The 25,428-nt window shown below is 67.5% G+C and carries 27 protein-coding genes; 24 read left to right on the top strand and 3 right to left on the bottom strand.

Translation table 11 applies throughout. The features are described 5' to 3' along the window. Nucleotides 1–20 precede the first annotated feature (20 nt). The 6 genes from AC1DCJ_RS01595 (at nt 21) to truD (ending at nt 4,400) form a co-directional block, all read left to right on the top strand. Nucleotides 21–365, top strand: a complete 345-nt coding sequence (locus AC1DCJ_RS01595; RefSeq protein WP_478069921.1) for a hypothetical protein — start codon at nt 21–23, stop codon at nt 363–365. Nucleotides 366–493: 128 nt separating this feature from the next. Further along, a complete protein-coding gene (eno, locus tag AC1DCJ_RS01590; RefSeq protein WP_428711954.1) occupies nt 494–1,786 on the top strand; it encodes a phosphopyruvate hydratase in 1,293 nt (430 codons plus the stop codon). A 4-nt stretch (nt 1,787–1,790) separates the two neighbouring features. Continuing rightward, complete coding sequence (gene ftsB, locus AC1DCJ_RS01585; protein ID WP_038689160.1) at nt 1,791–2,138, top strand: cell division protein FtsB; 348 nt, start codon at nt 1,791–1,793, stop codon at nt 2,136–2,138. Then, nucleotides 2,135–2,833 carry a 2-C-methyl-D-erythritol 4-phosphate cytidylyltransferase gene (ispD, locus tag AC1DCJ_RS01580; RefSeq protein ID WP_478070121.1) on the top strand — a complete coding sequence of 233 codons (699 nt, stop codon included), beginning with the start codon at nt 2,135–2,137 and terminating at the stop codon, nt 2,831–2,833. Before ftsB ends, ispD begins: the two co-directional genes overlap by 4 nt. 35 nt (nt 2,834–2,868) lie before the next feature. Then, on the top strand, nt 2,869–3,366 hold the full coding sequence (gene ispF, locus AC1DCJ_RS01575) for a 2-C-methyl-D-erythritol 2,4-cyclodiphosphate synthase (protein ID WP_038689156.1): 498 nt from the start codon (nt 2,869–2,871) through the stop codon (nt 3,364–3,366). Further along, the gene (gene truD / locus AC1DCJ_RS01570) at nt 3,363–4,400 is read left to right on the top strand and encodes a tRNA pseudouridine(13) synthase TruD (protein WP_313243818.1); all 1,038 of its coding nucleotides are present in this window, start codon (nt 3,363–3,365) and stop codon (nt 4,398–4,400) included. Before ispF ends, truD begins: the two co-directional genes overlap by 4 nt. 554 nt (nt 4,401–4,954) lie before the next feature. Here the strand turns inward: truD and AC1DCJ_RS01565 are convergent. Continuing rightward, nucleotides 4,955–5,494 carry a Smr/MutS family protein gene (locus tag AC1DCJ_RS01565; RefSeq protein WP_137189132.1) on the bottom strand — a complete coding sequence of 180 codons (540 nt, stop codon included), beginning with the start codon at nt 5,492–5,494 and terminating at the stop codon, nt 4,955–4,957. A gap of 187 nt (nt 5,495–5,681) precedes the next feature. Between AC1DCJ_RS01565 and surE the strand changes: the two genes are divergently transcribed. Genes surE through AC1DCJ_RS01545 form a run of 4 tightly spaced genes read left to right on the top strand, consistent with a single transcriptional unit; the run spans nt 5,682 to nt 8,548 of the window. Further along, the gene (gene surE / locus AC1DCJ_RS01560) at nt 5,682–6,461 is read left to right on the top strand and encodes a 5'/3'-nucleotidase SurE (RefSeq protein ID WP_038689150.1); all 780 of its coding nucleotides are present in this window, start codon (nt 5,682–5,684) and stop codon (nt 6,459–6,461) included. Then, nucleotides 6,458–7,135, top strand: coding sequence for a protein-L-isoaspartate(D-aspartate) O-methyltransferase (locus AC1DCJ_RS01555; RefSeq protein WP_038689147.1), 678 nt, complete (start codon nt 6,458–6,460; stop codon nt 7,133–7,135). The genes surE and AC1DCJ_RS01555 overlap by 4 nt, the downstream gene beginning before the upstream one ends. Before the next feature lie 19 nt (nt 7,136–7,154). Beyond that, on the top strand, nt 7,155–7,769 hold the full coding sequence (locus tag AC1DCJ_RS01550; RefSeq protein WP_314404598.1) for a YqaA family protein: 615 nt from the start codon (nt 7,155–7,157) through the stop codon (nt 7,767–7,769). After that, nucleotides 7,766–8,548: a peptidoglycan DD-metalloendopeptidase family protein gene (locus AC1DCJ_RS01545; protein WP_038689143.1), complete on the top strand. Its 783-nt coding sequence runs from the start codon at nt 7,766–7,768 to the stop codon at nt 8,546–8,548. The genes AC1DCJ_RS01550 and AC1DCJ_RS01545 overlap by 4 nt, the downstream gene beginning before the upstream one ends. Before the next feature lie 243 nt (nt 8,549–8,791). Here AC1DCJ_RS01545 and AC1DCJ_RS01540 read toward each other — a convergent pair whose 3' ends face one another. Beyond that, nucleotides 8,792–9,166 (bottom strand): Mth938-like domain-containing protein, encoded by a 375-nt coding sequence (locus tag AC1DCJ_RS01540; protein ID WP_137189133.1) that lies wholly within the window; start codon nt 9,164–9,166, stop codon nt 8,792–8,794. Nucleotides 9,167–9,179: 13 nt separating this feature from the next. Then, complete coding sequence (yhbY, locus tag AC1DCJ_RS01535) at nt 9,180–9,485, bottom strand: ribosome assembly RNA-binding protein YhbY (protein ID WP_038689139.1); 306 nt, start codon at nt 9,483–9,485, stop codon at nt 9,180–9,182. Nucleotides 9,486–9,550: 65 nt separating this feature from the next. Between yhbY and rlmE the strand changes: the two genes are divergently transcribed. The 14 genes from rlmE (at nt 9,551) to alaS (ending at nt 25,364) form a co-directional block, all read left to right on the top strand. Then, nucleotides 9,551–10,183 carry a 23S rRNA (uridine(2552)-2'-O)-methyltransferase RlmE gene (gene rlmE / locus AC1DCJ_RS01530; protein ID WP_038689137.1) on the top strand — a complete coding sequence of 211 codons (633 nt, stop codon included), beginning with the start codon at nt 9,551–9,553 and terminating at the stop codon, nt 10,181–10,183. Nucleotides 10,184–10,236: 53 nt separating this feature from the next. Then, entirely contained in the window at nt 10,237–12,183 is a 1,947-nt protein-coding gene (gene ftsH / locus AC1DCJ_RS01525; RefSeq protein WP_038689135.1) for an ATP-dependent zinc metalloprotease FtsH, read from the top strand. A gap of 100 nt (nt 12,184–12,283) precedes the next feature. Beyond that, entirely contained in the window at nt 12,284–12,472 is a 189-nt protein-coding gene (locus tag AC1DCJ_RS01520; RefSeq protein WP_038689133.1) for a hypothetical protein, read from the top strand. A 91-nt stretch (nt 12,473–12,563) separates the two neighbouring features. After that, nucleotides 12,564–13,064: a hypothetical protein gene (locus AC1DCJ_RS01515; protein WP_320488253.1), complete on the top strand. Its 501-nt coding sequence runs from the start codon at nt 12,564–12,566 to the stop codon at nt 13,062–13,064. A gap of 57 nt (nt 13,065–13,121) precedes the next feature. Beyond that, a complete protein-coding gene (gene folP, locus AC1DCJ_RS01510; RefSeq protein WP_478069920.1) occupies nt 13,122–14,021 on the top strand; it encodes a dihydropteroate synthase in 900 nt (299 codons plus the stop codon). Further along, entirely contained in the window at nt 14,021–14,974 is a 954-nt protein-coding gene (miaA, locus tag AC1DCJ_RS01505) for a tRNA (adenosine(37)-N6)-dimethylallyltransferase MiaA (protein ID WP_478069919.1), read from the top strand. Before folP ends, miaA begins: the two co-directional genes overlap by 1 nt. Nucleotides 14,975–15,080: 106 nt before the next feature. Further along, entirely contained in the window at nt 15,081–15,365 is a 285-nt protein-coding gene (hfq, locus tag AC1DCJ_RS01500; RefSeq protein WP_137190031.1) for an RNA chaperone Hfq, read from the top strand. Nucleotides 15,366–15,391: 26 nt separating this feature from the next. After that, nucleotides 15,392–16,702: a ribosome rescue GTPase HflX gene (hflX, locus tag AC1DCJ_RS01495; protein WP_038689128.1), complete on the top strand. Its 1,311-nt coding sequence runs from the start codon at nt 15,392–15,394 to the stop codon at nt 16,700–16,702. A 447-nt stretch (nt 16,703–17,149) separates the two neighbouring features. Further along, complete coding sequence (locus AC1DCJ_RS01490; protein ID WP_137189137.1) at nt 17,150–17,644, top strand: CinA family protein; 495 nt, start codon at nt 17,150–17,152, stop codon at nt 17,642–17,644. A 35-nt stretch (nt 17,645–17,679) separates the two neighbouring features. Further along, complete coding sequence (gene ubiB, locus AC1DCJ_RS01485; RefSeq protein ID WP_478069918.1) at nt 17,680–19,356, top strand: 2-polyprenylphenol 6-hydroxylase; 1,677 nt, start codon at nt 17,680–17,682, stop codon at nt 19,354–19,356. 751 nt (nt 19,357–20,107) lie between these two features. Further along, nucleotides 20,108–20,758, top strand: coding sequence for a transcriptional repressor LexA (gene lexA, locus AC1DCJ_RS01480; RefSeq protein ID WP_128096926.1), 651 nt, complete (start codon nt 20,108–20,110; stop codon nt 20,756–20,758). Nucleotides 20,759–20,962: 204 nt separating this feature from the next. Then, nucleotides 20,963–22,003: a recombinase RecA gene (gene recA / locus AC1DCJ_RS01475; RefSeq protein WP_137189140.1), complete on the top strand. Its 1,041-nt coding sequence runs from the start codon at nt 20,963–20,965 to the stop codon at nt 22,001–22,003. A gap of 115 nt (nt 22,004–22,118) precedes the next feature. Next, a complete protein-coding gene (gene recX / locus AC1DCJ_RS01470) occupies nt 22,119–22,610 on the top strand; it encodes a recombination regulator RecX (protein ID WP_313424594.1) in 492 nt (163 codons plus the stop codon). A 105-nt stretch (nt 22,611–22,715) separates the two neighbouring features. After that, the gene (gene alaS, locus AC1DCJ_RS01465; protein ID WP_478069917.1) at nt 22,716–25,364 is read left to right on the top strand and encodes an alanine--tRNA ligase; all 2,649 of its coding nucleotides are present in this window, start codon (nt 22,716–22,718) and stop codon (nt 25,362–25,364) included. Nucleotides 25,365–25,428: the final 64 nt, after the last annotated feature.

Raw genomic sequence — 25,428 nt, 5'->3', positions numbered from 1 at the left:
CGCCCTGCCGGGCGGCCGGCATGAGCCCGGACCCGCAGGCGGCGCAGAACGTGCGCCGCCGCTGGCGCGCCTGGCCCTGGGGCTGGGCCGCGCTGCTGCTGTCGATCGGCGCCTGGGCCTGCACCTTCATGCTGGTGGTGCTGGTGATGACCAGCATGGGCATGCCGGGCGATGGCAGCCATGCCCTGCAGGGCAGCGCCCCGTACCTGTATTTCACCCTGGCGCTGGGCGTCGGCCTGCTGCTCGGCGGCGTGGTCGCCAGCGTCCTGGCCATGCGCCTGCGCCGACAACCGGCCGGGGGCGTGTGCGCGCTGGTGCTGATGGCGCTGCTGCTGGTGGCGCTGCTGGTACCGGCGCTGTTCTAGGCCGCTGTCGCCGCGGCCCGCCCGCACGCCGATTTGGCAAGCGGCAGGTGGATGGCGATAATCACGCGGCAGCTTTTTCAGCGCTCCTTTTTTGGCGTTTCCCCTTCCTGACTGGTAACCGGCCCACCATGACCACGATCCGCAGCATCCACGCCCGTGAAATCCTCGACAGCCGTGGCAACCCCACGCTGGAAGCCGATGTCATCCTCGAGGACGGTTCGTTCGGCCGCGCCGCGGTTCCGTCGGGCGCCTCGACCGGCAGCAAGGAAGCAGTGGAGCTGCGTGACGGCGACAAGACCCGTTACCTGGGCAAGGGCGTGCGCAACGCCGTGGCCAACGTCAACACCACCATCGCCAACGCGCTGAAGGGCTATGACGCCGCCGACCAGGAAGGCCTGGACCGTCGCCTGATCGACCTCGACGGCACCGAGAACAAGGGCCGCCTGGGCGCCAACGCGCTGCTGGCCGTGTCCATGGCCACCGCGCACGCCGCTGCCGCCGCCAACAAGCAGGCGCTGTGGCAGTACCTGGCCGCCAAGACCGGCGTGACCCCGTCGCTGCCGGTGCCGATGATGAACATCATCAACGGCGGCGCGCATGCCGACAACAACGTCGACTTCCAGGAGTTCATGGTGCTGCCGGTCGGCTTCACCTCGTTCTCCGAAGCGCTGCGCGCCGGCACCGAAATCTTCCATTCGCTCAAGTCCGTGCTCAAGGGCCATGGCCTGAGCACCGCCGTGGGCGACGAAGGCGGCTTCGCGCCGGACTTCCGCAGCAACGTCGAAGCGCTGGATACCATCCTGGAAGCGATCGGCAAGGCTGGCTACACCGCCGGTGAAGACGTGCTGCTGGGCCTGGACGTGGCGTCCACCGAGTTCTACGAAAACGGCAAGTACAACCTGGTGGGCGAGAACAAGCGCCTGACCTCCGAGCAGTTCGTCGACTTCCTGGCCGACTGGGCCGCGCAGTACCCGATCATCACCATCGAAGACGGCCTGGCCGAGAACGACTGGGCGGGCTGGAAGCTGCTCACCGACCGCATCGGCAGCAAGGTGCAGCTGGTGGGCGACGACCTGTTCGTGACCAACCCGAAGATCTTCAAGGAAGGCATCGCCTCGGGCACCGCCAACGCCATCCTGATCAAGGTCAACCAGATCGGCACCCTGACCGAGACCCTGGAAGCGATCGCCATGGCGGACGCGGCCAACTACGCAGCCGTGGTCTCGCACCGTTCGGGCGAAACCGAAGACACCACCATCGCCGACATCGCCGTGGCCACCACCGCCACCCAGATCAAGACCGGCTCGCTGTGCCGCAGCGACCGCGTGGCCAAGTACAACCAGCTGCTTCGCATCGAAGAAGCGCTGGGTGCGGGTGCGCGCTACGCCGGCCGTGATGCGTTCGTGTCGCTGAAGCGCTGATCCCATGCGCAACTGGCGTTGGATGTTGCTGCTGCTGGCGCTGTTGCTGGCGTGGCTGCAGTACCGTTTCTGGTTCGGCCCGGGCAATTCAGGTGAAGTGATGACCCTGGAAGCCCAGGTCGACAACCAGAAGCGCGACAACGCCGGTCTGCAACAGCGCAATGACGCGCTGGCCGCCGAGGTCAAGGACCTCAAGGAAGGCCAGGCGGCCATCGAAGAACGGGCGCGCAGCGAGCTGGGCATGATCAAGCCCGGCGAGAAGTTCTACCGCGTGGTGGAAGATGCCCCGGTTGCGCCCGCGCGCGCGCCGGTGGCCGTCGACCCCGACGCCCCGCACCAGGACGTGCCCTGATGGGTACGGTCTGGGCGGTGGTGCCCGCGGCCGGCCGCGGCACCCGCTTCGGCGGGGAGACCCCCAAGCAGTATCTGGTCGCGGGCGACCGGGTATTGCTTGCCCATACGCTGGAAGCCCTGCTGTCGCACCCGGTCGTGGCCGGGGTGATGGTGGTGGTCGCCGACGGCGACACCGACTGGCCGGGCTGGCAGTCGCTGGCCGACAAGCCGATCCTGACCTGCATCGGTGGCGCCACCCGCGCCGCCTCGGTGCTGGCGGGGTTGCAGGCCTTGCCCGACAGCGTGCGGGCCGATGATTTCGTGCTGGTGCATGACGCCGCACGGCCCAATCTGGCGGCCGCCGACCTCGGCCGGCTGCTGGAAGTGGGACGCAATGATCCGGTCGGGGCGATCCTGGCCTCGCCGGTGCGCGACACCCTCAAGCGTGCCGGCGACGACGGCGGCATCGATGCCACCGAGCCGCGTGCCCGCCTGTGGCGCGCGCTGACCCCGCAGCTGTTCCGCCGCCACCAGCTGGCACGGGCCCTGCAGGAGGCGGCCGACGCCGGCGTGGAGGTCACCGACGACGCCATGGCGATGGAGCGGCAGGGGCTGCGCCCGTTGCTGGTGGAAGGCAGCGAGGACAACTTCAAGGTCACCACCCCGGCCGACCTGTCCCGATTCGAATTCGAGCTGGCGCGTCGCGGGTACTGAGCTCGCGCGCGTCGCCACAACTGCAGGTTTTTGCCATGAACACCGCACCATTCCCGCCGGTCCGCATCGGACAGGGCTACGACGTCCACGCCTTTGGCGAGGGCGACCACGTGATGCTGGGCGGTATCCGCGTGCCGCACAGCTGCGGCGTGCTGGCCCACAGCGACGGCGATGTGATCCTGCATGCGCTGTGCGATGCGATGCTGGGCGCGCTGTCGCTGGGCGACATCGGCGTGCACTTCCCGCCGACCGACATGCGCTGGAAGGGAGCCGACAGCGCGCACCTGCTCGACCATTGCAACGGCCTGCTGCGCGAACGCGGCTGGCAGGTCGGCAACACCGACATCACCGTGATCTGCGAGCGGCCCAAGGTGGGACCGCACGCGGCCGCCATGCGCGAGCGCATCGCCAGCGTGCTCGGCGTGGCGCTGGACTGCGTGAGCGTGAAGGCCACCACCTCGGAGAAGCTGGGCTTCACCGGGCGCGGTGAAGGCATTGCCGCTCAGGCCGTCGTGCTGCTGGTGGCGCTGTGATCGCGCTGCCGCTGGCGTTCGGCGCGCCGTTGCTGACCGCGAAGATCCGCACCACCCCCGACGATTTCCAGGTGGACGAGCTGCCCGCGTTCGAGCCGAGCGGGGAGGGCGAGCACCTGCTGCTCACCATTCGCAAGCGCGGCGCCAATACCGTGCACGTGGCAAAGGTGCTTGCCCGCTGGGCCGGGCTGCCGGACATGGCGGTCAGCTACGCCGGCATGAAGGATCGCCATGCGGTCACCACCCAGCGTTTCAGCGTGCACCTGCCCAAGCGGATCGCGCCGGACCCGGCGCTGCTGGCCTCCGATGAAATCGAGGTGGTCGAATCCACGTGGCACAACCGCAAGCTGCAGCGCGGTGCGCTGGCCGGCAACCGCTTCAAGCTGGTGTTGCGTGACGTGCAGGGCGATGCGGCGGCGATTGACGAGCGGTTGTCGTTGATCGCCGCGCGCGGCCTGCCGAACTGGTTCGGCGAGCAGCGCTTCGGTCGCGACGGCGGCAACGTGCCGGCCGCGCTGGCGATGTTCGGCGGGCGCCGGATGCGCCCGGACCAGCGCTCGCTGCTGCTCTCGGCGGCGCGCTCGGCGTTGTTCAACCAGGTGCTCGCCGAGCGCGTGGCGCAGGGCAACTGGGACGCCCCGCTGGACGGCGAGGTGTGGATGCTGGACGGCAGCCGCAGCGTGTTCGGTCCCGAGCCGTTCACCGACCTGCTGGCCGACCGCCTGGCGCGGTTCGACATCCATCCCAGCGGCCCGTTGTGGGGTGAAGGCGAGCTGCGCAGCAGCGAAGCGGCCGCGGCGCTGGAACTGGCCGCGGTCAGCGACGAGCAGTCGCTGGCGCTGCGCGCAGGGCTGGAAGGGGCACGCCTGAAGCAGGAACGCCGCGCGCTGCGCCTGCGCCCGGCGATGCTGCAGCACCAGTGGCTGCAGCCGGACGTGCTGGAACTGAGCTTCGCGCTGCCGCCGGGCTGCTATGCCACCGCGGTATTGCACGAGCTGGGGCCGGTAGAAGACGCCAGTCAGCCCGACGCCTGAACCACGCGCCGGAACGGAATGCAGCCGACCAACGGTCGGCCAGACCCACACCCAGGTAGAGCCGACCGTTGGTCGGCGTGGCGCGGTGCGTGGCTCCCCGGTGCCGGAACGGAAGGCAGCCGACCAACGGTCGGCTCTACGCGTCAAATCCACGCGCCGGAACGGAAGGCAGCCGACCAACGGTCGGCTCTACGCGCCAGATCCACGCGCCGGAATGAAATGCAGCCGACCCACGGTCGGCCAGATCCGTGTCCGGTAGAGCCGACCGTTGGTCGGCTTGGCGCGGTGCGTGGCTTCCCGGTGCCGGAACGGAAGGCAGCCGACCAACGGTCGGCTCTACGCGCCAGATCCACGCGCCGGAATGAAATGCAGCCGACCCACGGTCGGCCAGATCCACACCCGGTAGAGCCGACCGTTGGTCGGCTTGGCGCGGTGCGTGGYTTCCCGGTGCCGGAACGGAATGCAGCCGACCAACGGTCGGCTCTACCCGCCAGATCCACGCGCCGGAACGGAATGCAGCCGACCAACGGTCGGCTCTACCGCTGTGGCGGGTGTTATCGGTTGCTCAGAAGCACCAGCACCGCGCCGGTGCCGCCTTGGCCGGCCGGCGCCGAATGGAAGGCCAGTACGTCGTTGCGCTGGCGCAGCAGGCGGTCGACCAAGTTCTTCAGTACCGGTGCGCCGCCGTCGGACTGCAGGCCTTTGCCGTGAATGATGCGCACGCAGCCATGCTCGTGCGCATGCGCTTCCAGCAGGAACTGGCGCAGCAGGGTTTCGGCCTGCGCCACCGTGGCGCCGTGCAGGTCCAGTTCGTCCTGCACCGAATACTGGCCACGCTTGAGCCGCTGGAACATGCGCGCAGGCAGGTTGTCGCGGCGGTAGCTGGCGGTGTCGCCGGCTTCCAGCGGGCTGCTGTCGCGCAGCAGCCGCGCGAACTCGCCGCGTGCCTCCTGGTCATCGCGTTCGGCCATGCGCGCGCGCGGCTTCGGCTTGGGCGTGGGCGGTGGCGCCGCCGCGGGCTTGCGCAGGGGTGTGACCTCGCCGATGGCCGAACGGAACAGCGCGGCGGGGTCTTCGTCTTCAGGATGTGACATCCGTACAGCGTAATGCCAGGCGAGGGCAGCTGCCTACGGTTTCCGGGGTAGGACGATCTGCCCGCTTGCGGCACAATAGCTGACGCACTTGCGCGGTCGACCCGCCCCATCTGGGGACGCGCCGGCCCCGCCAACGCTGGAAAGTGATGGAATCGAAGTCTTGAAAAATCAAGCGGTTAAATCGCAGATGCGGATCCTGGTCAGCAACGACGACGGTGTCGACGCCCCCGGCATCAAGATGCTTGCGTCGGTATTGCGTGACGCCGGTCATGAAGTGACGGTGTTCGCCCCGGACCGTGACCGCTCCGGCGCCAGCAATTCGCTCACCCTGGACCTGCCGATCCGGCTCAAGCGCATCGACCACTACACCTGTTCGGTGGCCGGCACCCCGACCGACTGCGTGCACCTGGCGCTGACCGGCGTGCTCGAGTACGAGCCGGACATCGTGGTGTCGGGCATCAACAACGCGGCCAACCTGGGCGACGACGTCATCTACTCCGGCACCGTGTCGGCGGCGATGGAAGGGCGGTTCCTGGGCCTGCCGGCGGTGGCCATGTCGCTGGTGACCCGCAACCACGAGCCGCGCAACTTCGAGACCGCCGCGCGCGCCGCGGTGGAGATCGTGACCCGGCTCAAGGCCGACCCGCTGCCTGCCGACACCATCCTCAACGTCAACGTGCCAGACCTGCCCTGGAGCGAGATCCGCGGCTTTGAGGTCACCCGCCTGGGCAACCGGCACCGTGCCGAAGGCTGCATCGCCCAGCGCGATCCGCGCGGCAACGAGGTGTTCTGGATCGGCCCGGCCGGGCGCGAACAGGACTCCGGCCCCGGCACCGATTTCCACGCGGTACGCAACGGCTTCATTTCGATCACCCCGATCCAGGTCGACCTCACCCGTTACCAGGCACTGGAGAAGGTGGCTAGTTGGGTAGGTGGGCTGACCGCCGCGCTGGACCAGCCCGCATGAGCCCGCGCCTGCGCCTGCAGCCCGAAGCGGTTGGCATCGGCATGACCTCCCAGCGCGTGCGCGACCGGCTGGTCGAGCGCCTGCGCGAGGCCGGCATCGCCGACGAAGACACGCTCAATGCCATCCGCGTGGTGCCCCGCCATCTGTTCATCGACGAAGCGCTGGCCTCGCGTGCCTACGAAGACACCGCGCTGCCGATCGGCCACGGCCAGACCATCTCCCAGCCGTGGGTGGTGGCCCGCATGACCGAAGCGGTGCTGAAATGCGCACCGAAGACCGTGCTGGAAGTGGGCACCGGCTCGGGCTACCAGGCCGCTGTACTCGGCGCGGTAGGGCTGGAGGTCTACACCGTGGAGCGCATCGGCGACCTGCTGCGGCAGGCACGCAAGCGTTTCCGGGCGCTGGGCATGAACATCCGCACCAAGCACGACGATGGCCGTGCCGGCTGGGCCGAGCACGGTCCGTTCGATGCGATCGTGGTGACCGCCGCGGCACCGGCGCTGGTGGATGCGCTGGTGGAACAGCTGGCCGTGGGCGGCCGCCTGGTGGCCCCGGTGGGTGGCCCCGGTGCGCAGTCGCTGGTGCAGTTGACCCGTCGCGACGACGGCAGCATTGAACAGCAGGTACTGGCGCCGGTCACGTTCGTGCCGTTGCTGTCTGGCATGCTGGATTGATTCCCAGGAGCGTTACGTCATGAAGATCTTTGGTCCGCTGTACGAGCGGGCGATGAAGTGGGCCGCGCACGAGCGCGCCCCGACCTATCTCACCGTGCTCAGCTTCATCGAGGCCATCATCTTCCCGGTGATGCCCGAGGTGATGCTGGCGCCGATGTGCGTGGCCCAGCCCAAGCGCGGCTGGTGGTTTGCCACCCTGAGCCTGTCCGGCTCGATGGCCGGTGCACTGGTCGGCTATGCGTTGGGACATTACGCCTTTGAAGTGCTCAAGCCGGTGTTCGCCGCGCTGGGCATGTTGACCAGCATCGAGAGCGGCATCGCGGTGGTGCAGGAAAAGATGGCCGAGTCGCCGTGGGCGGTGTTCACCTTCCTGGTGCTGGGCGGCTTCATGCCGATCCCGATGAAGGTCTTCACATGGGCATCGGGTATCGTCGGCGTGCCGTTGCCGCAGTACTTCCTGAGCATGTTGATCGGCCGGGGCAAGCGCGTGTTCGTGCTGGCCGCGGTGATCCGTATTGGTGGACCGCGCGCGGAAGCTGCGCTGCGGCGTTGGATTGAACCGCTGGGCTGGATCGCGACCGTGCTGGTCGTGGCGCTGGTCGCCTGGCTTGTCTGGAGGTCGAAGTTCGCATGAGTGCTGATCGGTTGAACAAGGGAATGCGCGCCACGGCGCTGCTGCTGGCGGTGGCCACGCTGGGCGCGTGCGGTACCGCGACGGTGGTGAAGCCGGCTGGCGGCCGGGGCGGCACTGTCCACACCACGCCGCAGGCGTCGGTGGCCAAACCGGGCCAGACCGCGGTGATCCGCAAGGGCGACACCCTGTATGCGCTGGCGCGCATCCACAACATCACCCCGCGCGATTTGGCCGCCTGGAATGGGCTGTCCGAGCCGTACACGATCTACCCGGGGCAGACCCTCAAGCTGTATCCGGGTGGCGGCGCACCGGGTCGGGCACCGACCACGGTGGTGACCGCGCCGCGTCCCGGCACGACCACCCCGGTGGCCACGCCGACGCCGTCGCCGACCACCGCCATCAAGAGCAACATCAGCTGGCGCTGGCCGGCCGATGGGGCATTGGTGGGCAGGTTCGTGGGCGCCGATGTGACCAAGCAGGGCGTGGACATCGCCGGCAGCAGCGGCCAGCCGGTCCGCGCCACCGCGCAGGGCGTGGTTGTTTACTCCGGTGCCGGCCTGGTCGGCTTCGGTGAGCTGATCATCATCAAGCACAGTGACCAGTGGCTGTCGGCCTATGGGCACAACCGCAAGCGCCTGGTCAACGAGGGCCAGAGCGTGAAGGCGGGTGAGCAGATTGCCGAGATGGGCCGTACCGGTACCACCCGCGACATGCTCCACTTCGAGATCCGTTACAACGGCAAGCCGGTCGACCCGCTGCTGTACCTGCCGCCGCGGTAATCAGGGCAGCCGACCAACGGTCGGCTCTACCGGGGATTCCGCGCAGCCGACCAACGGTCGGCTCTACCGGGCGTTCCGGGCAGCCGACCGACGGTCGGGTTTACCGGGTGTTTCGGGCAGCCGACCGACTGTCGGGTTTACCGGGTGTTTCGCGCAGCCGACCAATGGTCGGCTCTACCGGGCATTCCAAAGGCACAAAAAAGGCCGCTCGCGGCGGCCTTTCCTGAACGAAATTCGCCGGTTTCAGCCGGTGAGGATGAACGCCGCCGCCACCTTGCGGCCTTCGCCGGCCAGGATGTTGAAGGTCCGGGCCGCTGCCGGGTTGTTCATCACTTCCAGGCCGATGCCACGGGTCAGGCAGGCGGCCATCACGGCGGCCGGCGGGAACACCTGGGTTTCGCCCGTGCCCAGGACCACCAGCGCCGGATTCAGCGCCAGCACCGGCTGCAGGTGCTCGGGGGTCAGTTCGGCGATATTGGCCACCGGCCACGCCTCGATCAGCGTCTCCGGGGTCAGCACGAAGCTGCTGGCCAGGGTGCGGTCATTCACCTTCGCGGTGCGGCCATCGGCGGCGCGCAGGGCGTAGGCGTAATCGGGCAGTTCGTGACTCAGTTGCATCGTGGGGTCCGGATCAGCCGCGCGGCAGCACGATCTGGCGCATTTCCTTGCTCGGGCGGTACAGCACGGCCACATGGCCGATGCGCTGCACCAGCGCGGCGCCGGAGGCGGTGGTCAGTTCGGCGATCATCGCGTCACGGGCATCGCGGTCTTCGGCAGCCACCTTCACCTTGATCAGTTCGTGGCGTTCCAGAACTTCCTCCAGTTCGGCCAGGAAGGCCGGCGTGACCCCCTTGCCGCCGATCTGCAGCAGGGCTTTCAGATCATGGGCATGGCCGCGGAGGAAGCGGGTCTGGGCAGAGGTCAGGGCAATAGACATTCAGGAACAAGCGGTTAACTGGGGCGATCAGGGTATCATGACCACCCGTTCCGGCCCTATTACCAATGGTATCGCGCAGCAAGAGCAGTCAACGCTGGTTGAAAGAACACTTTTCCGACCCCTTCGTGAAGAAGGCGCAGGCAGAGGGCATGCGCTCGCGCGCCGCTTACAAGCTGGAGGAGCTGCTCGCGCGTGACCGGTTGCTGAAGCCGCACATGGTGGTGGTCGACCTGGGCGCGGCCCCGGGCGGCTGGTCCCAGCAGGTGCGCCGGCAGATTGGCGACACCGGCCGGGTGCTGGCCCTGGACATCCTGGAGATGCCGCCGCTGGCCGGCGTGGAGTTCCTTCACGGAGACTTCAGGGAGCAAACCGTCCTATCGGAGTTTGAAGCGATGCTGGGGGATCAGCCGGTAGACCTTGTTCTGTCGGATATGGCCCCCAATAAAAGTGGCATGGACGCGGTCGACCAGCCGCGGATGATGCACCTGGCGGAGTTGGCGTTGGAATTTGCCGACAACCATCTCAAGCCGGGTGGTGCGTTCCTGATCAAGCTGTTCCAGGGCGTGGGCTTTGACGACTACGTGCGCGAGATGCGCCGCCGGTACGACAAGGTCGCCATCCGCAAGCCGGAAGCGTCCCGCAAGCGCTCTCCCGAGGTGTATGCCTTGGGGCAGGGCAAACGCGCGCAGATCAAGTAAGCTCAACCATACGAATCGCGTCAGGAATTAGAGGAACACCGGAGCCAATGAGGATGAACGACTTGACCAAGAACCTCCTGCTATGGGTGGTCGTCGCCGTGGTGCTGATGGTGGTCTTCCAGAGCTTCTCGCCCAAGAGCAGCGGCGCGGGAGCCCAGGGCGCGACCTATTCGCAGTTCCTGGACCAGGTGGACAGCGGCAACGTACAGAAGGTCACCTTTGCCGGTGACGTGCGCGGCGGCACCAGCCAGCTTTCCTACACCACCCGTGGCGGCCAGTCGGCCACCATCACCGCGCCCTACGATCGTGACCTGATCAACGTGCTGCGCGGCAAGAACGTGGAAATCGTCCAGGAAGAGCCGTCCAGCGGCATCTCGCTGGGCGCCATCCTGATGAACTTCCTCCCGGTGATCCTGATCATCGGCTTCTGGTTGTTCATCATGCGGCAGATGCAGGGCGGCGGTGGCGGCTCCAAGGGCGCCATGTCCTTCGGCAAGTCGCGCGCCAAGCTGCAGGGCGAGGACCAGATCAAGGTCACCTTCGCCGACGTCGCCGGCTGCGACGAAGCCAAGGAAGAAGTGGGCGAACTGGTCGACTTCCTGCGCGACCCGACCAAGTTCACCAAGCTGGGCGGCAAGATCCCGCGCGGCGTGCTGATGGTCGGTCCGCCCGGTACCGGCAAGACCCTGCTGGCCCGCGCCATCGCCGGCGAGGCCAAGGTCCCGTTCTTCTCGATCTCCGGTTCGGATTTCGTGGAAATGTTCGTCGGCGTCGGCGCCAGCCGCGTCCGCGACATGTTCGAGCAGGCCAAGAAGCAGGCGCCGTGCATCATCTTCATCGACGAAATCGACGCCGTCGGCCGCCACCGTGGTGCCGGCCTGGGCGGCGGTCATGACGAGCGCGAGCAGACCCTGAACCAGCTGCTGGTCGAGATGGACGGCTTCGAGGGAGGCGAGGGCGTGATCGTCATCGCCGCCACCAACCGTCCCGACGTGCTGGATCCGGCGCTGCTGCGTCCGGGTCGCTTCGACCGCCAGGTCGTGGTGGGCCTGGCCGATGTGCGCGGCCGCGAGCAGATCCTCAAGGTGCACATGCGCAAGCTGCCGCTGGCCGACGACGTCGAGCCGATGGTGATCGCGCGCGGTACCCCGGGCTTCTCCGGTGCCGACCTGGCCAACCTCTGCAACGAGGCGGCGCTGTTCGCCGCGCGTGGGGGCGAGAAGGAAGTCCGCATGGACCACTTCGACCGTGCCCGCGACAAGATCCTGATGGGTGCCGAGCGCCGTTCGATGGCGATGAGCGAAGAAGAAAAGACGCTCACCGCCTACCACGAAGCCGGCCACGCCATCGTCGGCCGCCTGGTGCCCGAGCATGATCCGGTCTACAAGGTCACCATCATCCCGCGCGGTCGCGCGCTGGGCGTGACCATGTACCTGCCGGAAGGCGACAAGTACTCGATGAACCGCGTGGCGATCGAATCGCAGCTGTGCTCGCTGTACGGCGGCCGTGTGGCCGAAGAGCTGATCTTCGGTACCGACAAGGTCACCACTGGTGCGTCCAACGACATCGAGCGCGCCACCAAGATGGCCCGCAACATGGTCACCAAGTGGGGCCTGTCCGACGAGCTGGGTCCGATCGCCTATGGCGAGGAAGACGATGAAGTGTTCCTGGGCCGTTCGGTCACCCAGCACAAGAGCGTCTCCGACGACACCGCGCGCCGCATCGACGAAGTGGTGCGCAGCATCCTGGACAAGGCCTACGCCCGGACCACCGAACTGCTGACCGCCAACCTCGACAAGCTGCACACCATGTCGCAGCTGCTGCTGCAGTACGAGACCATCGACGTGCCGCAGATCGATGCGGTCATGGAAGGCCGCGATCCGCCGCCGCCGATGGGCTGGGAAAAGTCCAACAAGGACGGTGGCAACGGCAGCAACAACGACAAGGGCGGCGACGCCCGTCCGGTGCCGCCGATCGCCGGTCCTGCCGAGCAGCTGTAAGCAGGCAGTGATGTGAATGACGAAGGCCGGGGCAACCCGGCCTTCGTCGTTTCCGCGCCATAATGGCGCCCTCGTTTTCGTCGTCCGTTCCGGAGCTGCCATGTCCATCCCGCCCCCGACCCCGGTGTCGCACACCGCCGAAATGGTGATCGCCACGGTGGTGGGTGTAGGCATCGGCCTGTTCCGCGACAACTTCCTGCTGGGCGCCGGCATCGGCATCGCGTTGGGCATCCTGCTGAGCATTGCCAAGACCCTTTACGTGGATCGCAAGCGCCGCCAGCAACGCTGAGCGAGGCTTGCGCTGCGGTCAGGGTGGCGGCAGGATGACGCTGCCGCGCGGCACACTCGGTGATCGCGCGCCTACATTCCAGGGGGAATCCATGCGTCATTCGTTGCGCGCCGCTGTTGCGGCGCTGTCGTGCTGTGCCACACCGGTACTGGCTGCCGAGATCCACGTGCAGGACCCGGTGCCCTATGCGGCGTCGTCCTACATTGCCGAGAACATCAAGACCGAATGCCGCATCGGCGCGCAGCTGGCCAGCGCGTTGGGCAAGGATGCGCCCAGGCATGGCAACACCATCGTCTTCGACACCGCGCTGCCTACCGACCACGGTCGGGTGCTGCAGCTGGAGCTGGTCGAGGCGCAGAGCGCCGGCAATGCGTTCTCCGGCCACTTCAAGTCGGCCACCGCGCGGGGTGTGTTGTTCCAGGACGGGAAGCAGATCGCCTCGGTCACGGCGCGGCGCACGTCGCGTGGCGGAGCGTTCGCCGGCTTCAAGGGCTCCTGCGACGTGCTGGAGCGCACCGTGAATGCGATCGGCAGCGATCTGGCGCAGTGGCTGGCCAATCCAGTGGACGGCGCCAAGCTCGGCGATCTCTGACGGTCGCAGCGGTACGCCAGCGTAAACTACGCGCTGGCGTATTCCGTGGACCTGCCCATGTTCGACATTTCCCCCCAGCTCGATTGCGGCGGCCGCGTGCTGCGGCTGGACCGCCCGCGCGTGATGGGCATCGTCAACGTCACCCCGGATTCGTTTTCCGACGGCGGCGCGCACGACACCGTGGAGGCGGCGGTCGCGCATGGCCTGCAGCTGGTGGCCGAGGGTGCCGACCTGCTGGACATCGGGGGCGAGTCCACCCGTCCCGGCAGCGCGCCGGTGCCGCTGGAGGAAGAGCTGCGCCGGGTGATCCCGGTGATCGAGCGGTTGGCGGCGGAAACCGCGGTGCCGATCAGCATCGACACTTTCAAGCCGGCGGTGATGCGTGCCGCCGTGGCCGCTGGCGCCGGCATGATCAACGACATCCATGCCCTGCGTCAGCCCGGTGCACTGGACGCGGCCGCCGACCTCGGCGTGCCGGTGGTGCTGATGCACATGCAGGGCGAGCCGGGCAGCATGCAGGACACCCCGCACTACCACGACGTGGTGGCCGAGGTGCATCGCTTCCTGACCGAGCGCATGTTCCAGGCCGAGATGGCCGGTGTGGCCAAGAAGCACCTGGTCATCGACCTGGGCTTCGGCTTCGGCAAGACCACCGAACACAACATGACCTTGCTGGCACGCTCGGCGCGGTTCCTCGATCTCGGCGTACCGATGCTGGCCGGCCTGTCGCGCAAGCGCAGCATCGGCGAGCTGACCGGTCGGGAGCAGCCGCGCGACCGCGTGGCCGGCTCGGTGGCCGCGCACCTGATTGCCGCCCAGCGCGGCGCGATGCTGCTGCGCGTGCACGACGTGGCTGCCACGGTCGACGCACTCAAGGTGTGGGCCGCGGTGGACGCGGTGCCGATGCCGCGCGTGGACGCCGCCCCGGCGATGCCGCGCTGGCCGGACGACGCCTGATGGGCGCAGACCAGCGTCCGCTGGCGATCGCGGTGATGGGCCCGACCGCGTCGGGCAAGACCGCCACCGCGATCGCGCTGGCCCAGCAGCTGGGCGGCGAGATCGTCAGCGTCGATTCGGCGCTGGTCTACCGCGGCCTGGAGATCGGGTCGGCCAAGCCGGATGCGGCCGAGCGCGCGCAGGCCCCGCACCACCTGCTGGACCTGCGGGATCCGTGGCAGACCTATTCAGCGGCCGAGTTCGCCGCCGATGCCGCGCGCGCGGTCGCCGACATCGTCGCCCGCGGTCGCATGCCGATACTGGCCGGCGGTACCGGGCTGTACTTCCGTGCGCTTCTGCAGGGACTGTCGCCGATGCCGCCGGCCGATCCCGACACCCGCGCGCGGATTGCCGAACAGGCGGCCGCCGAGGGCTGGGCGGCGCTGCACGCCGAACTGGCCGGCATCGACCCGGTGGCCGCGGCGCGCATTCACGCGACCGACCCCCAGCGCATCCAGCGTGCGCTGGAGGTGTACCGGCTGAGCGGCACCCCGATCAGCGAATGGCAGAAGCTGCCCGGCGTGGATCGCCTGCCGGTGCGCACCCTCAAGCTGGTGCTGGCCCCGCGCGAGCGCAGCGTCCTGCACCAGCGCATCGAGACCCGTTTCGACGCCATGCTGGCCCACGGCTTCCTGGACGAGGTCCGTGCCCTGCGCGCCCTGCCGGAGATGGCCCGGGTGGCAGCGCCGCTGGACCTGCCGGCGATCCGCGCGGTCGGTTATCGCCAGGCGTGGGAGTTCCTGGACGGGCAGGGCAGTGCCAGCCAGTTCCGCGACCGGGGCATCCAGGCCACCCGCCAGCTGGCCAAGCGCCAGCTGACCTGGCTGCGCGGCGAGCTTGATGTGCGCTGGTTCGACCCCCATCTGGATAAGGCTTCCCTGGCAGACGCGGTGTCGACCTTCGTCGCACGCTGACTCCACGCCTTCTCCCCTCCGGCCCGTGTACCATCAAGGATTCCGGTGGGCGGCGGGGGCCGTGGAACTGCCGGAAGACCATAAAAACAATAATCAGGAGTTGGCAATGTCCAAGGGGCAATCGCTGCAGGACCCGTTTCTCAATGCACTTCGGCGCGAGCGCGTGCCGGTTTCGGTGTATCTGGTCAACGGCATCAAGCTGCAGGGAACGATTGAATCGTTCGATCAGTTCGTGGTGCTGCTGCGTAATACGGTGAGCCAGATGGTGTACAAGCACGCCATTTCGACCGTGGTCCCGGCACGCAACGTGCGGGTCGGTCCGGGCGGCGGCTATGTGCAGTCCAATGAAGGTGGCGCCGAAGGCGTCCAAGGTGAAGACGACGTTGAGTAATACGTTCGGTATTTTCGGAGAACTGCGTGTTTGACCGTTCCAAGCGAGGCGAACACGCACTCCTGATCCAGCCGCATTCCGGCCGGCTCGAAGACGATGTGCTTGAAGAGTTCACCGATCTGGCCCGCTCGGCAGGGGCCAGCATCGCGGCGACCGTGACCGCGCGCATCGATCGGCCCAATCCGTCGATCCTGATCGGCACCGGCAAGCTGGACGAGGTGAAAGCCGTGGCCGATGCCACCGGCGCCGACCTGATCCTGGTCAACCATGCGCTGTCGCCGGGGCAGGAACGCAACCTCGAACGCTTCCTGGAACGGCGCGTGATCGACCGTTCCGGGTTGATTCTGGACATTTTCGCCCAGCGCGCGCGCAGCCACGAAGGCAAACTGCAGGTCGAGCTGGCGCAGTTGCGCCACATGTCCACCCGGCTGATCCGCGGCTGGACCCATCTGGAGCGTCAGCGCGGCGGTTCCATCGGCCTGCGCGGCCCGGGTGAAACCCAGTTGGAAACCGACCGCCGCCTGCTCCAGAAGCGGGTTGAGCAGCTGCAGAAGAAGCTGGAAAAAGTAGAAGTGCAGCGCACCCAGATGCGCCGCGCGCGCGTGCGCAGCGAGTTGCCGCGCGTGGCCCTGGTGGGCTACACCAATGCGGGCAAGTCGACGCTGTTCAATGCGCTGACCGGTGCCGAGGCGTATGCCGCCGACAAGCTGTTTGCCACCCTCGACCCGACCGTGCGCCGCATCATCGTGCCCGGTGGCAGCGTCGTGCTGGCCGACACCGTCGGCTTCGTGCGCGACCTGCCGCATGAGCTGGTGGCTGCGTTCCGCTCGACCCTGAGCGAAGCGCGCGAAGCCGATTTCCTGCTGCACATCGTCGATGCGGCCGATCCGCACCGCGAGGAGCGCATCGCCCAGGTCGACGAAGTACTGGCCGACGTCGGTGCCGGGGATCTGCCGCAGCTGCTGGTCTTCAACAAGATCGACCGCATCGACGGTGCCGACGTGCGTCACGACGCGCAGGACGGGATCCCCGATGAGGCGCGCCGTGAGCGGGTCTGGATTTCCGCGCGCGACGGGCTTGGCCTGCCGTTGCTGCAGTCCGTGCTGGGCAAGCGGCTGGGCCTGCAGCATGTCACCGGCGAACTGCGGCTGCCGCCCAGTGCCGGCCGGCTGCGCTCGCGCCTGCACCAGCTGGAAGTGGTGCGCAGCGAACAGGCCGACGAAGACGGCTGGCTGCTGGACGTCGACCTGCCCATCGCCGAAGCCGAGAAACTGGCGGCGGGCGAGGGCGGCGAACCGATCCGCGCCCTGCTGCCGGAAAAGCTGCCGGAGTGGTAATYCCGGCCGGCCCCCACGCCCCGTAGAGCCGGGCTCTCCCCGGCTGTCAGCGCCCCCGTAGAGCCGGGCTCTGCCCGGCTGTTCGCGATTCGTAGCGCCGGGCTCTGCCCGGCTGTTCGCGATTCGTAGCGCCGGGCTCTGCCCGGCTGTTCGCGATACGTAGCGCCGGGCTCTGCCCGGCTGTTCGACACCTTCAAGCCGGGCAGAGCCCGGCTCTACGTGTATCAGGGCATCAGCCGGGCAGAGCCCGGCTCTACGTGCATCAGGGCATCAGCCGGGCAGAGCCCGGCTCTACGTGCATCAGGGCATCAGCCGGGCAGAGCCCGGCTCTACGTGCATCCGCCGTCCGTCTGCACCGGTCGCGACACTGCGTCGCACGCCCCGCACACGACACCGCCGTCGATTTCGGCTAAAACGGGGCATTCGTTCCCCCGTTCCAGGATCCCCATGCACGTCCCCACCGATGCCGAACTCGGCGTCCTCGCCCGTGATGTCGGCCAGCGCCTGCAGCAGGCTGCCCTGCAGCTGGTCAGCGCTGAAAGCTGCAGCGGCGGCTGGATCGCCAAGGCGATGACCGACGTGGCCGGCTCGTCGGCGTTCTTCGATTGCGGCATGGTGGTCTACAGCTACGAGGCCAAGCAGCGGCTGCTCGGCGTGCGCGCACACACCCTGGAACAGTTCGGCGCGGTCAGCCGTGAAACCGTGCTGGAAATGGTGTCCGGCGCGTTGATCAATTCCGGCGCCGGCATGGCCGTGGCGGTGACCGGCATCGCCGGCCCCGGCGGCGGCAGCCCGGACAAACCGGTGGGCAGCGTCTGGATCGGCTGGAAGCAACGCGGCGGCTACGCCCGGGCGCAGCTGTTCCAGTTCGACGGCGACCGCGATGCCATCCGCCGCCAGACCGTGCAGCAGGCGCTGACGGGAATTTTCGCCCCGGTGTGACATCCTGAGCGCGTGCGTCGACAGGAGCTGTACCGATGTGGGAAACGCTGGGCACCGTGCGCGACCTGGGGCGATTGCAGGAAATCGCCTCGGTCCTGATCCGCTATGGCTTTGGCGACCTGGTGCGCCGGATCGGCCTGGCCGATGTGCTGGAACGGGCCGGTCGCCTGCTGCACTGGAACGACACGGAGATGCTGCGCATGACCGCCCCGGTGCGGGTGCGTCGGGCGATGGAGGACCTGGGCCCCACCTTCGTCAAATTGGGCCAGGTGCTGGCCACGCGCGTGGACCTGTTCCCGCCGGACTGGATCGCCGAATTCTCCGAACTGCAGAACGCCGTGCCGGCGCTGCCCTACGCGCAGGTGCGCGAGCAGCTGGAGGCCGACCTCGGCGCGCCGGCCACCGAGGTATTCGCGTGGCTGGATGAAACCCCGATGGCGGCCGCCTCGCTGGCCCAGGCCCATCGCGCGACCCTGCACGACGGCACCGCGGTGGTGTTGAAGATCCGCCGGCCCGGCATCCGCGAAGTGATCGAGGCCGACCTGCGCCTGCTGGCCCGGCTGGCCGAGATTGTCGAAGCGCGCCTGCCGGACCTGCAGCGCTACCGCCCGGCCGAAGTGGTGCAGCAGTTCCAGGTGTCGCTGCGTCGCGAGCTGGATTTCGCCGCCGAATGCCGCAATGCCGAGCGCATCGCCCGCAACTTCCAGGGGCGCCAGGACATCCTGATACCCAACGTACACTGGCAGTGGACCTGCGAAAGCCTCAACGTGCAGGACTTCGTGGATGGCATTCCCGGGCGCGACCTGGCCGGCGTCGACGCAGCCGGCCTGGACCGCGTGCAGCTGGCGCGTCGTGGCGCCTACATCGTGCTCAAGATGGTGCTGGAGGACGGGTGTTTCCATGCCGACCCGCACCCGGGCAACATCATTTACCTGCGCGACGGGCGGATCGGTGTGATCGATTTCGGCATGGTCGGCGCCATTTCCGAGCAGCGTCGCTTCCAGGTCGCGCAGCTGCTGCACGGGCTGGTGAGCCAGGAGCCTGAAGCGGTGTCGGACGTGCTGCTGGACTGGGCCGGCGGCGTGGACGTGGACGAATCGCGGCTCCAGCAGGACATCAGCACCTTCGTTGACCAGTACCGTGGCGTGCCGCTCAAGGACCTGCACATGGGCCTGATGCTGGGCAACATCACCACGCTGCTGCGCCAGTACTCGCTGACCCTGCCGGCCGACCTGGCGCTGATGATCAAGACCTTCCTGACCCTGGAGGGCATGGGCCGCCAGCTCGACCCGCAGTTCGACATGGCCAGTGCGGCGCGGCCCTACCTGGAACGGGTGATGTGGCAGCGCTATGCGCCCGGCGCGGTGCTCAAACGCGGCAAGCGCAGCCTGGTCGGGGTGATGGACCTGCTCGGCGACCTGCCGCGCGACGTCCGCCGCCTGCTGCAGATGGCACGCCGCGGGCGCCTGCAACTGAAAGTGGAAACCACCGCGCTGCAAGGCTTCGGCGACCAGGTCAACCGCGCCGCCAACCGGCTGGTGATGGGCATCGTGACCGCCGCGCTGATCATCGGCTCCTCCATCGTCATGCACAGCGTAGGTGGCGTCTCCAGCCGCTGGCTGCTGGCACTGGGCGTGGCCGGCTTCATCGGCGCGGGCTTCTGTGGCGTGTGGATACTGTTTTCGATCTGGCGCAGCGGCAAGAACCCCTAGGGTTCTTGCCGCTGGGATCCGAAGGATCCCGCAATCTGCCGCCAACGCGGCAGATTGCACGTAGAGCCGACCGTTGGTCGGCTGCTCTACCTGGCCGCCCTCATGACCCTCCAGCTAACGTCGCCGCCCGTCCTTCGCCGGCCGTGAACGCCCGATTGCGACCACCGACCAACGGTCGGCGGCTACCGGCTCAGCCAACACAGCACAGGTTCGCCGCCCACACGCGCTTGCCGCACGATCAGACACCACCCGGTAGAGCCACCCAATGGGTGGCTGCTCTCCGTTTCGGTCGTCATGGAACCCTGATCCATGGGATTACACACGCCAAACCCCGGAACCCTAGCCGAAGCCGACAAGAATCCGCGCCGGCATGCAGTGCCGCGCCTTCGCGCGGTCACCGACCAACGGTCGGTGGCTACCGGTCCAGCCAACACAGATCTGGTTCGCCCATGCGTGCTTGCCGAAGGATCAGACACCACCCGGTAGAGCCACCCCATGGGTGGCTGCTCTTCGTTTCGGCGTCATGAATCTCTGGCCCATGGGATTGCACACGCCAAACCCCGGAAACACAGTCGAAGCCGACCAGAATCCGCGCCGGCATGCAGTGCCGCGCGTTCGCGCGGTCACCGACCAACGGTCGGTGGCTACGGAGTGCTGAAGGCTTCGGTGGGGGTGGGATGGTCCTGCCGCTTCCTGCTCTTCTTCTGTGGGCACTTGCGTGCCCACATCGTTAGTAGTAATACTACTAACCATGGACCTGACCGATACCCAGCAGGCGATCCTGCAGTTGATCGCCGAGCGTATAGAGACCGATGGCGCACCGCCGTCGCAGACGGAAATCGCCCGCGCGTTCGGCTTCAAGGGCGTGCGCGCGGCCCAGTACCATCTGGAAGCGCTGGAGCAGGCCGGGGCGATCCGTCGCATTCCCGGGCAGGCGCGCGGCATCCGGCTGGTGCAGGCGCCGCCGCTGCAGGACGGCCTGCCGGCCTCGCTGTCGGTGCCCGCATTGCCCGACCACGTACTGCGCCTTCCGGTGCTGGGCCGGGTCGCTGCGGGTCTGCCGATCGGCGCGGACATCGGGTCCGACGATTTCGTGGTGCTCGACCGGGTGTTCTTCTCGCCTGCGCCGGATTACCTGCTCAAGGTGCAGGGCGATTCGATGATCGACGAAGGCATCTTCGACGGCGACCTGATCGGCGTGCACCGCACCCGCGACGCCCGCTCGGGCCAGATCGTGGTGGCGCGCATCGATGACGAGATCACCGTCAAGCTGCTCAAGATGGGCAAGGACCGCATCCGGTTGCTGCCGCGCAACCCCGATTACAAACCGATCGAAGTGCTGCCCGACCAGGACTTCGCAATCGAAGGCCTCTATTGCGGCCTGCTGCGGCCCAACCGCTGACCCCTCTACTACGTAAAACCTGCACGGTCTTTTGTGGCGATTCTCTGGTTCCGCTGAGGTTGGTACGGATGTCCGATAATTTTTTTCCGAACGCCGGGCAGAATCTCAGCCTGTGCGATACGCCAGCCTTAAAGTGAACCCATGGCCAAGAAGACTTCCAAAGACAGCACCTCCACCGACACGACCTCTGCAAGGACCACTCCGATGGACGAAAACAAAAAGCGCGCCCTCACCGCCGCGCTGAGCCAGATCGAAAAGCAGTTCGGCAAGGGCGCCGTGATGCGCATGGGCGACCGCGTCGTCGAAGCGGTCGAGGTCATCCCCACCGGTTCGCTGATGCTGGATATCGCACTCGGCATTGGTGGCCTGCCCAAGGGGCGTGTCGTTGAAATCTACGGTCCGGAATCCTCGGGCAAGACCACCCTGACCCTGCAGGCCATTGCCGAATGCCAGAAGAAGGGCGGCACCGCTGCCTTCATCGACGCCGAGCATGCACTGGACCCGATCTACGCCGCCAAGCTGGGCGTGAACGTGGACGACCTGCTGCTGTCGCAGCCCGATACCGGTGAGCAGGCGCTGGAAATCGCCGACATGCTGGTGCGGTCCAGCTCGGTGGACATCGTGGTGGTCGACTCGGTTGCCGCGCTGACCCCCAAGGCCGAAATCGAAGGCGAAATGGGCGACCAGCTGCCGGGCCTGCAGGCCCGTCTGATGAGCCAGGCGCTGCGCAAGCTCACCGGCAACATCAAGCGCTCCAATACCCTGGTGGTGTTCATCAACCAGTTGCGCCACAAGATCGGCGTGATGATGCCGGGCCAGAGCCCGGAAGTGACCACCGGCGGCAACGCCCTGAAGTTCTACGCCTCGGTCCGCCTGGACATCCGCCGCATCGGCGCGATCAAGAAGGGCGACGAGATCATCGGCAACCAGACCAAGATCAAGGTCGTCAAGAACAAGCTGGCACCTCCCTTCAAGCAGGTCATCACCGAGATCCTGTACGGCGAAGGCATCAGCCGCGAAGGCGAACTGATCGACATGGGCGTGGAAGCCAAGCTGGTCGAGAAGGCCGGCGCCTGGTACAGCTACGGCGATGAGCGCATCGGCCAGGGCAAGGACAATGCCCGCGGTTACCTGCGCGACAACCCGCAGATCGCCCAGCGCTTGGAAGCCGAGCTGCGCGAGAAGTTCCAGCCGGAAGAGGCTGCCCGTGAAGGCGGCGACGACGCCGAAGACGACGTCGAGTGAGTTTCCTGCGGGGCAGGGCAGCGCCGTCAGTGACGCTCGCCCTGCACCGCGGTTTCCGTATTCCCCCGACGGGGGGAGCGCCAGGGACGGCGCATTTGATTGAGTAAAGGTGGCCATGCAGGATTCCGACAGCCCGGCACCCCGCCGTAAACGCCGTGTCAGTGAACAGACCCCGGTCCAACGGGCGCTGGGCCTGCTGGTGCGCCGGGAGCATTCGCGCAAGGAACTGACCCGCAAGCTGCAGGCCCGGGGCATCGAGACCGAGGCCGCCGTGGCGGCGGTCGACAAGCTGAGCGAGGCCGGCTGGCAGGACGACACCCGGTTCGCCGAGAACCTGGTCCGGATCCGGGCCAACACCGGCTACGGTCCGATCCATATCCGTGCCGAACTGGGCACCCATGGGCTGGACAGCGAACAGATCGCCCTGGCCATGGACACCTTCGAGGGCGATTGGGCCGAAAATGCCCGGGATCTGGTCTGCCGTCGTTTCGGCGAGGCCGGCCCCCAGGAGCTGCCGCAACGCCGTAAAGCGGCCGATCTGCTGGCCCGGCGCGGGTTCGACGGCGACACCATTCGGCGCGCCACCCGCTACGACCCTGACGACTGAGCGGCCCGGGCCTGATACCCTTTGTGGTTTCGGCGGTCCAGCAGCGACACCCGGCCATTGGGGCTGAGTGCCATGGACCGGCCGGCCCGCATAAAGCCAGCCCCCATGAACGCATCCGTCACATTCACTACCTCCCAGATCCGCAGCGATTTCCTTGAGTTCTTCAAGGGAAAGGGCCACACCATCGTGCCGTCGGCGCCTCTGGTGCCGGGCAATGATCCGACCCTGCTGTTCACCAACTCCGGCATGGTGCAGTTCAAGGACGTGTTCCTTGGCGCGGAAAAGCGCAGCTACGTGCGCGCCGCGGACGTCCAGCGCTGCCTGCGCGCCGGCGGCAAGCACAACGACCTGGACCAGGTCGGCTACACCGCGCGCCACCACACCTTCTTCGAAATGCTGGGCAACTGGTCCTTCGGCGATTACTTCAAGAAGGACGCCATCGCCTGGGCCTGGGAGCTGCTGACCCAGGTCTGGAAGCTGCCGGCCGAGCGCCTGCTGGTCACGGTCTACCAGACCGATGACGAGGCCTACGCGCTGTGGCGCGACATGATCGGCATCCCGGAAGCGCGCATCGTACGCATCGGCGACAACAAGGGTGCGCCGTTCGCGTCGGACAACTTCTGGCAGATGGCCGAAACCGGCCCGTGCGGCCCGTGCACCGAGATCTTCTATGACCACGGCGACCACATCGCCGGCGGCCCCCCGGGCTCGCCGGACGAAGACGGCGACCGCTTCATCGAAATCTGGAACCTGGTGTTCATGCAGTTCGATCGCCAGCCCGACGGCACCCTGGTGCCGCTGCCGGCGCCCTGCGTGGACACCGGCATGGGTCTGGAGCGCCTGGCCGCGATCCTGCAGCACGTGCACACCAACTATGAAATCGACCTGTTCCAGGCGCTGATCCGCAAGGCCAGCGAACTGACCGGCATGGCCGACCTGGAGAACAAGTCGCTGCGTGTCATTGCCGACCATATCCGGGCCTGCTCGTTCCTGATCGTCGATGGCGTGCTGCCGTCCAACGAAGGCCGCGGCTACGTGCTGCGCCGGATCATCCGTCGCGCGCTGCGCCACGGCTGGATGCTGGGCGTGCGCCAGCCGTTCTTCAGCAAGCTGGTGCCGACCCTGGTCGAGCAGATGGGCGTGGCCTATCCGGAACTTCCGGCCCAGGCCGATACCGTGGTGCGCGCGCTGCAGGCCGAGGAAGAGCGTTTCGCTGAAACCCTCGACTCGGGCATGAAGATTTTCGACGACGTGGCGGCCAAGGTCAGCGACGGCGTGATCCCGGGCGTGGATGCCTTCCGCCTGTATGACACCTACGGCTTCCCGGTCGACCTGACCGCCGACATCGCCCGCGAGCGCGACATGACGGTGGACATGGACGGCTTCAACGCCGCGATGGACAACCAGCGCGAAACCGCGCGCGCCGCCGGCAAGTTCGGCGGCGGCGTGACCCTGTCCGCCGACCTGGTGGCCACGCTCAAGCCGACCGTGTTCCTGGGCTACGACCGCCTGCAGGCCGACGGCCTGACCGTGCTGGCCATGCTCAAGGACGGTCGCCCGGTGGACGCGGCGCAGGCCGGTGACGAGGTGATCGTGATCACCGACCAGACCCCGTTCTACGCCGAATCCGGCGGCCAGGTCGGCGACACCGGTGAACTCGCCGGTGCGGGTGGGCAGGTACAGGTCAGCGACACCCAGAAGTTCGCCGGCCAGTTCCATGGCCACGTCGGCTCGATCACCCAGGGCAGCCTGAAGGTGGGCGATGTGCTGCGTGGCCAGGTCGATGGCGAGCGCCGTGGCGCCACCATCCTCAACCACTCCGCCACCCACCTGCTGCACGCCGCCCTGCGCGAAGTGCTGGGCACCCATGTGCAGCAGAAGGGCTCGCTGGTGGCGCCGGACCGCCTGCGCTTCGACTTCGCGCACTTCGCCCCGATCAGCGCCGAGGACCTGGCGGTCGTCGAGCGCAAGGTCAACGCGCAGGTGCGGGCCAACAACGCCGTCGAAGTGCACAACATGGCCATGCAGGAAGCGCTGGACTTCGGCGCGATGGCGCTGTTCGGCGAGAAGTATGGCGAGAACGTGCGCGTGCTGAAGATGGGCGATTACTCCACCGAACTGTGCGGCGGCACCCACGTGGGCCGCACAGGTGACATCGGCCTGTTCAAGATCACCTCCGAAGGCGGCGTGTCCTCGGGCGTGCGCCGCATTGAAGCGGTGACCGGGCAGGGTGCGCTGGATTACGTGGCCCACGAAGAGGCCGTGCTTGGCGAAGCGGCGTCGCTGCTCGGCGGCAACGCCGGCGACGTGGTCGACAAGATCCGCCAGCTCGGTGAGCGCCAGAAGAAGCTGGAACGCGAACTGGACGCATTGAAGGCCAAGCAGGCCGCGGGCGCCACCGCCGATCTCGGTGCGTCGGCGGTCGAGGTCAACGGCATCAAGATCCTGGCCGCGCGCCTGGAAGGCTTCGATGCCAAGGCGCTTCGTGACGCAATCGACCGCCTCAAGCAGCAGCTGGGCGACTCGGTGATCGTGCTGGCCGGCACCCAGGACGGCAAGGCAGCCCTGGTCGCCGGCGTGAACGGCAGTGCAATGGGCAAGGTCAAGGCGGGGGAACTGTTGTCCCATATCGCCAGTCAGACCGGGGGCAAGGGCGGCGGCCGCCCGGATCTCGCCCAGGGTGGTGGCGAGGACGGGCCCGCCCTTGCTTCTGCCCTTGCGGCCGTTGTCGACTGGGTCACTCCCCGTATCTGAACACCTGAAGCTTCCTGCTCCTTGAAGGGGCGGGAGGCCTGACGGTACTATGGCTAATCCTTTC

It is taken from the genome of Stenotrophomonas sp. 10N36 (assembly GCF_056395005.1).
This window is presented reverse-complemented; position numbering and strand designations above follow the sequence as displayed.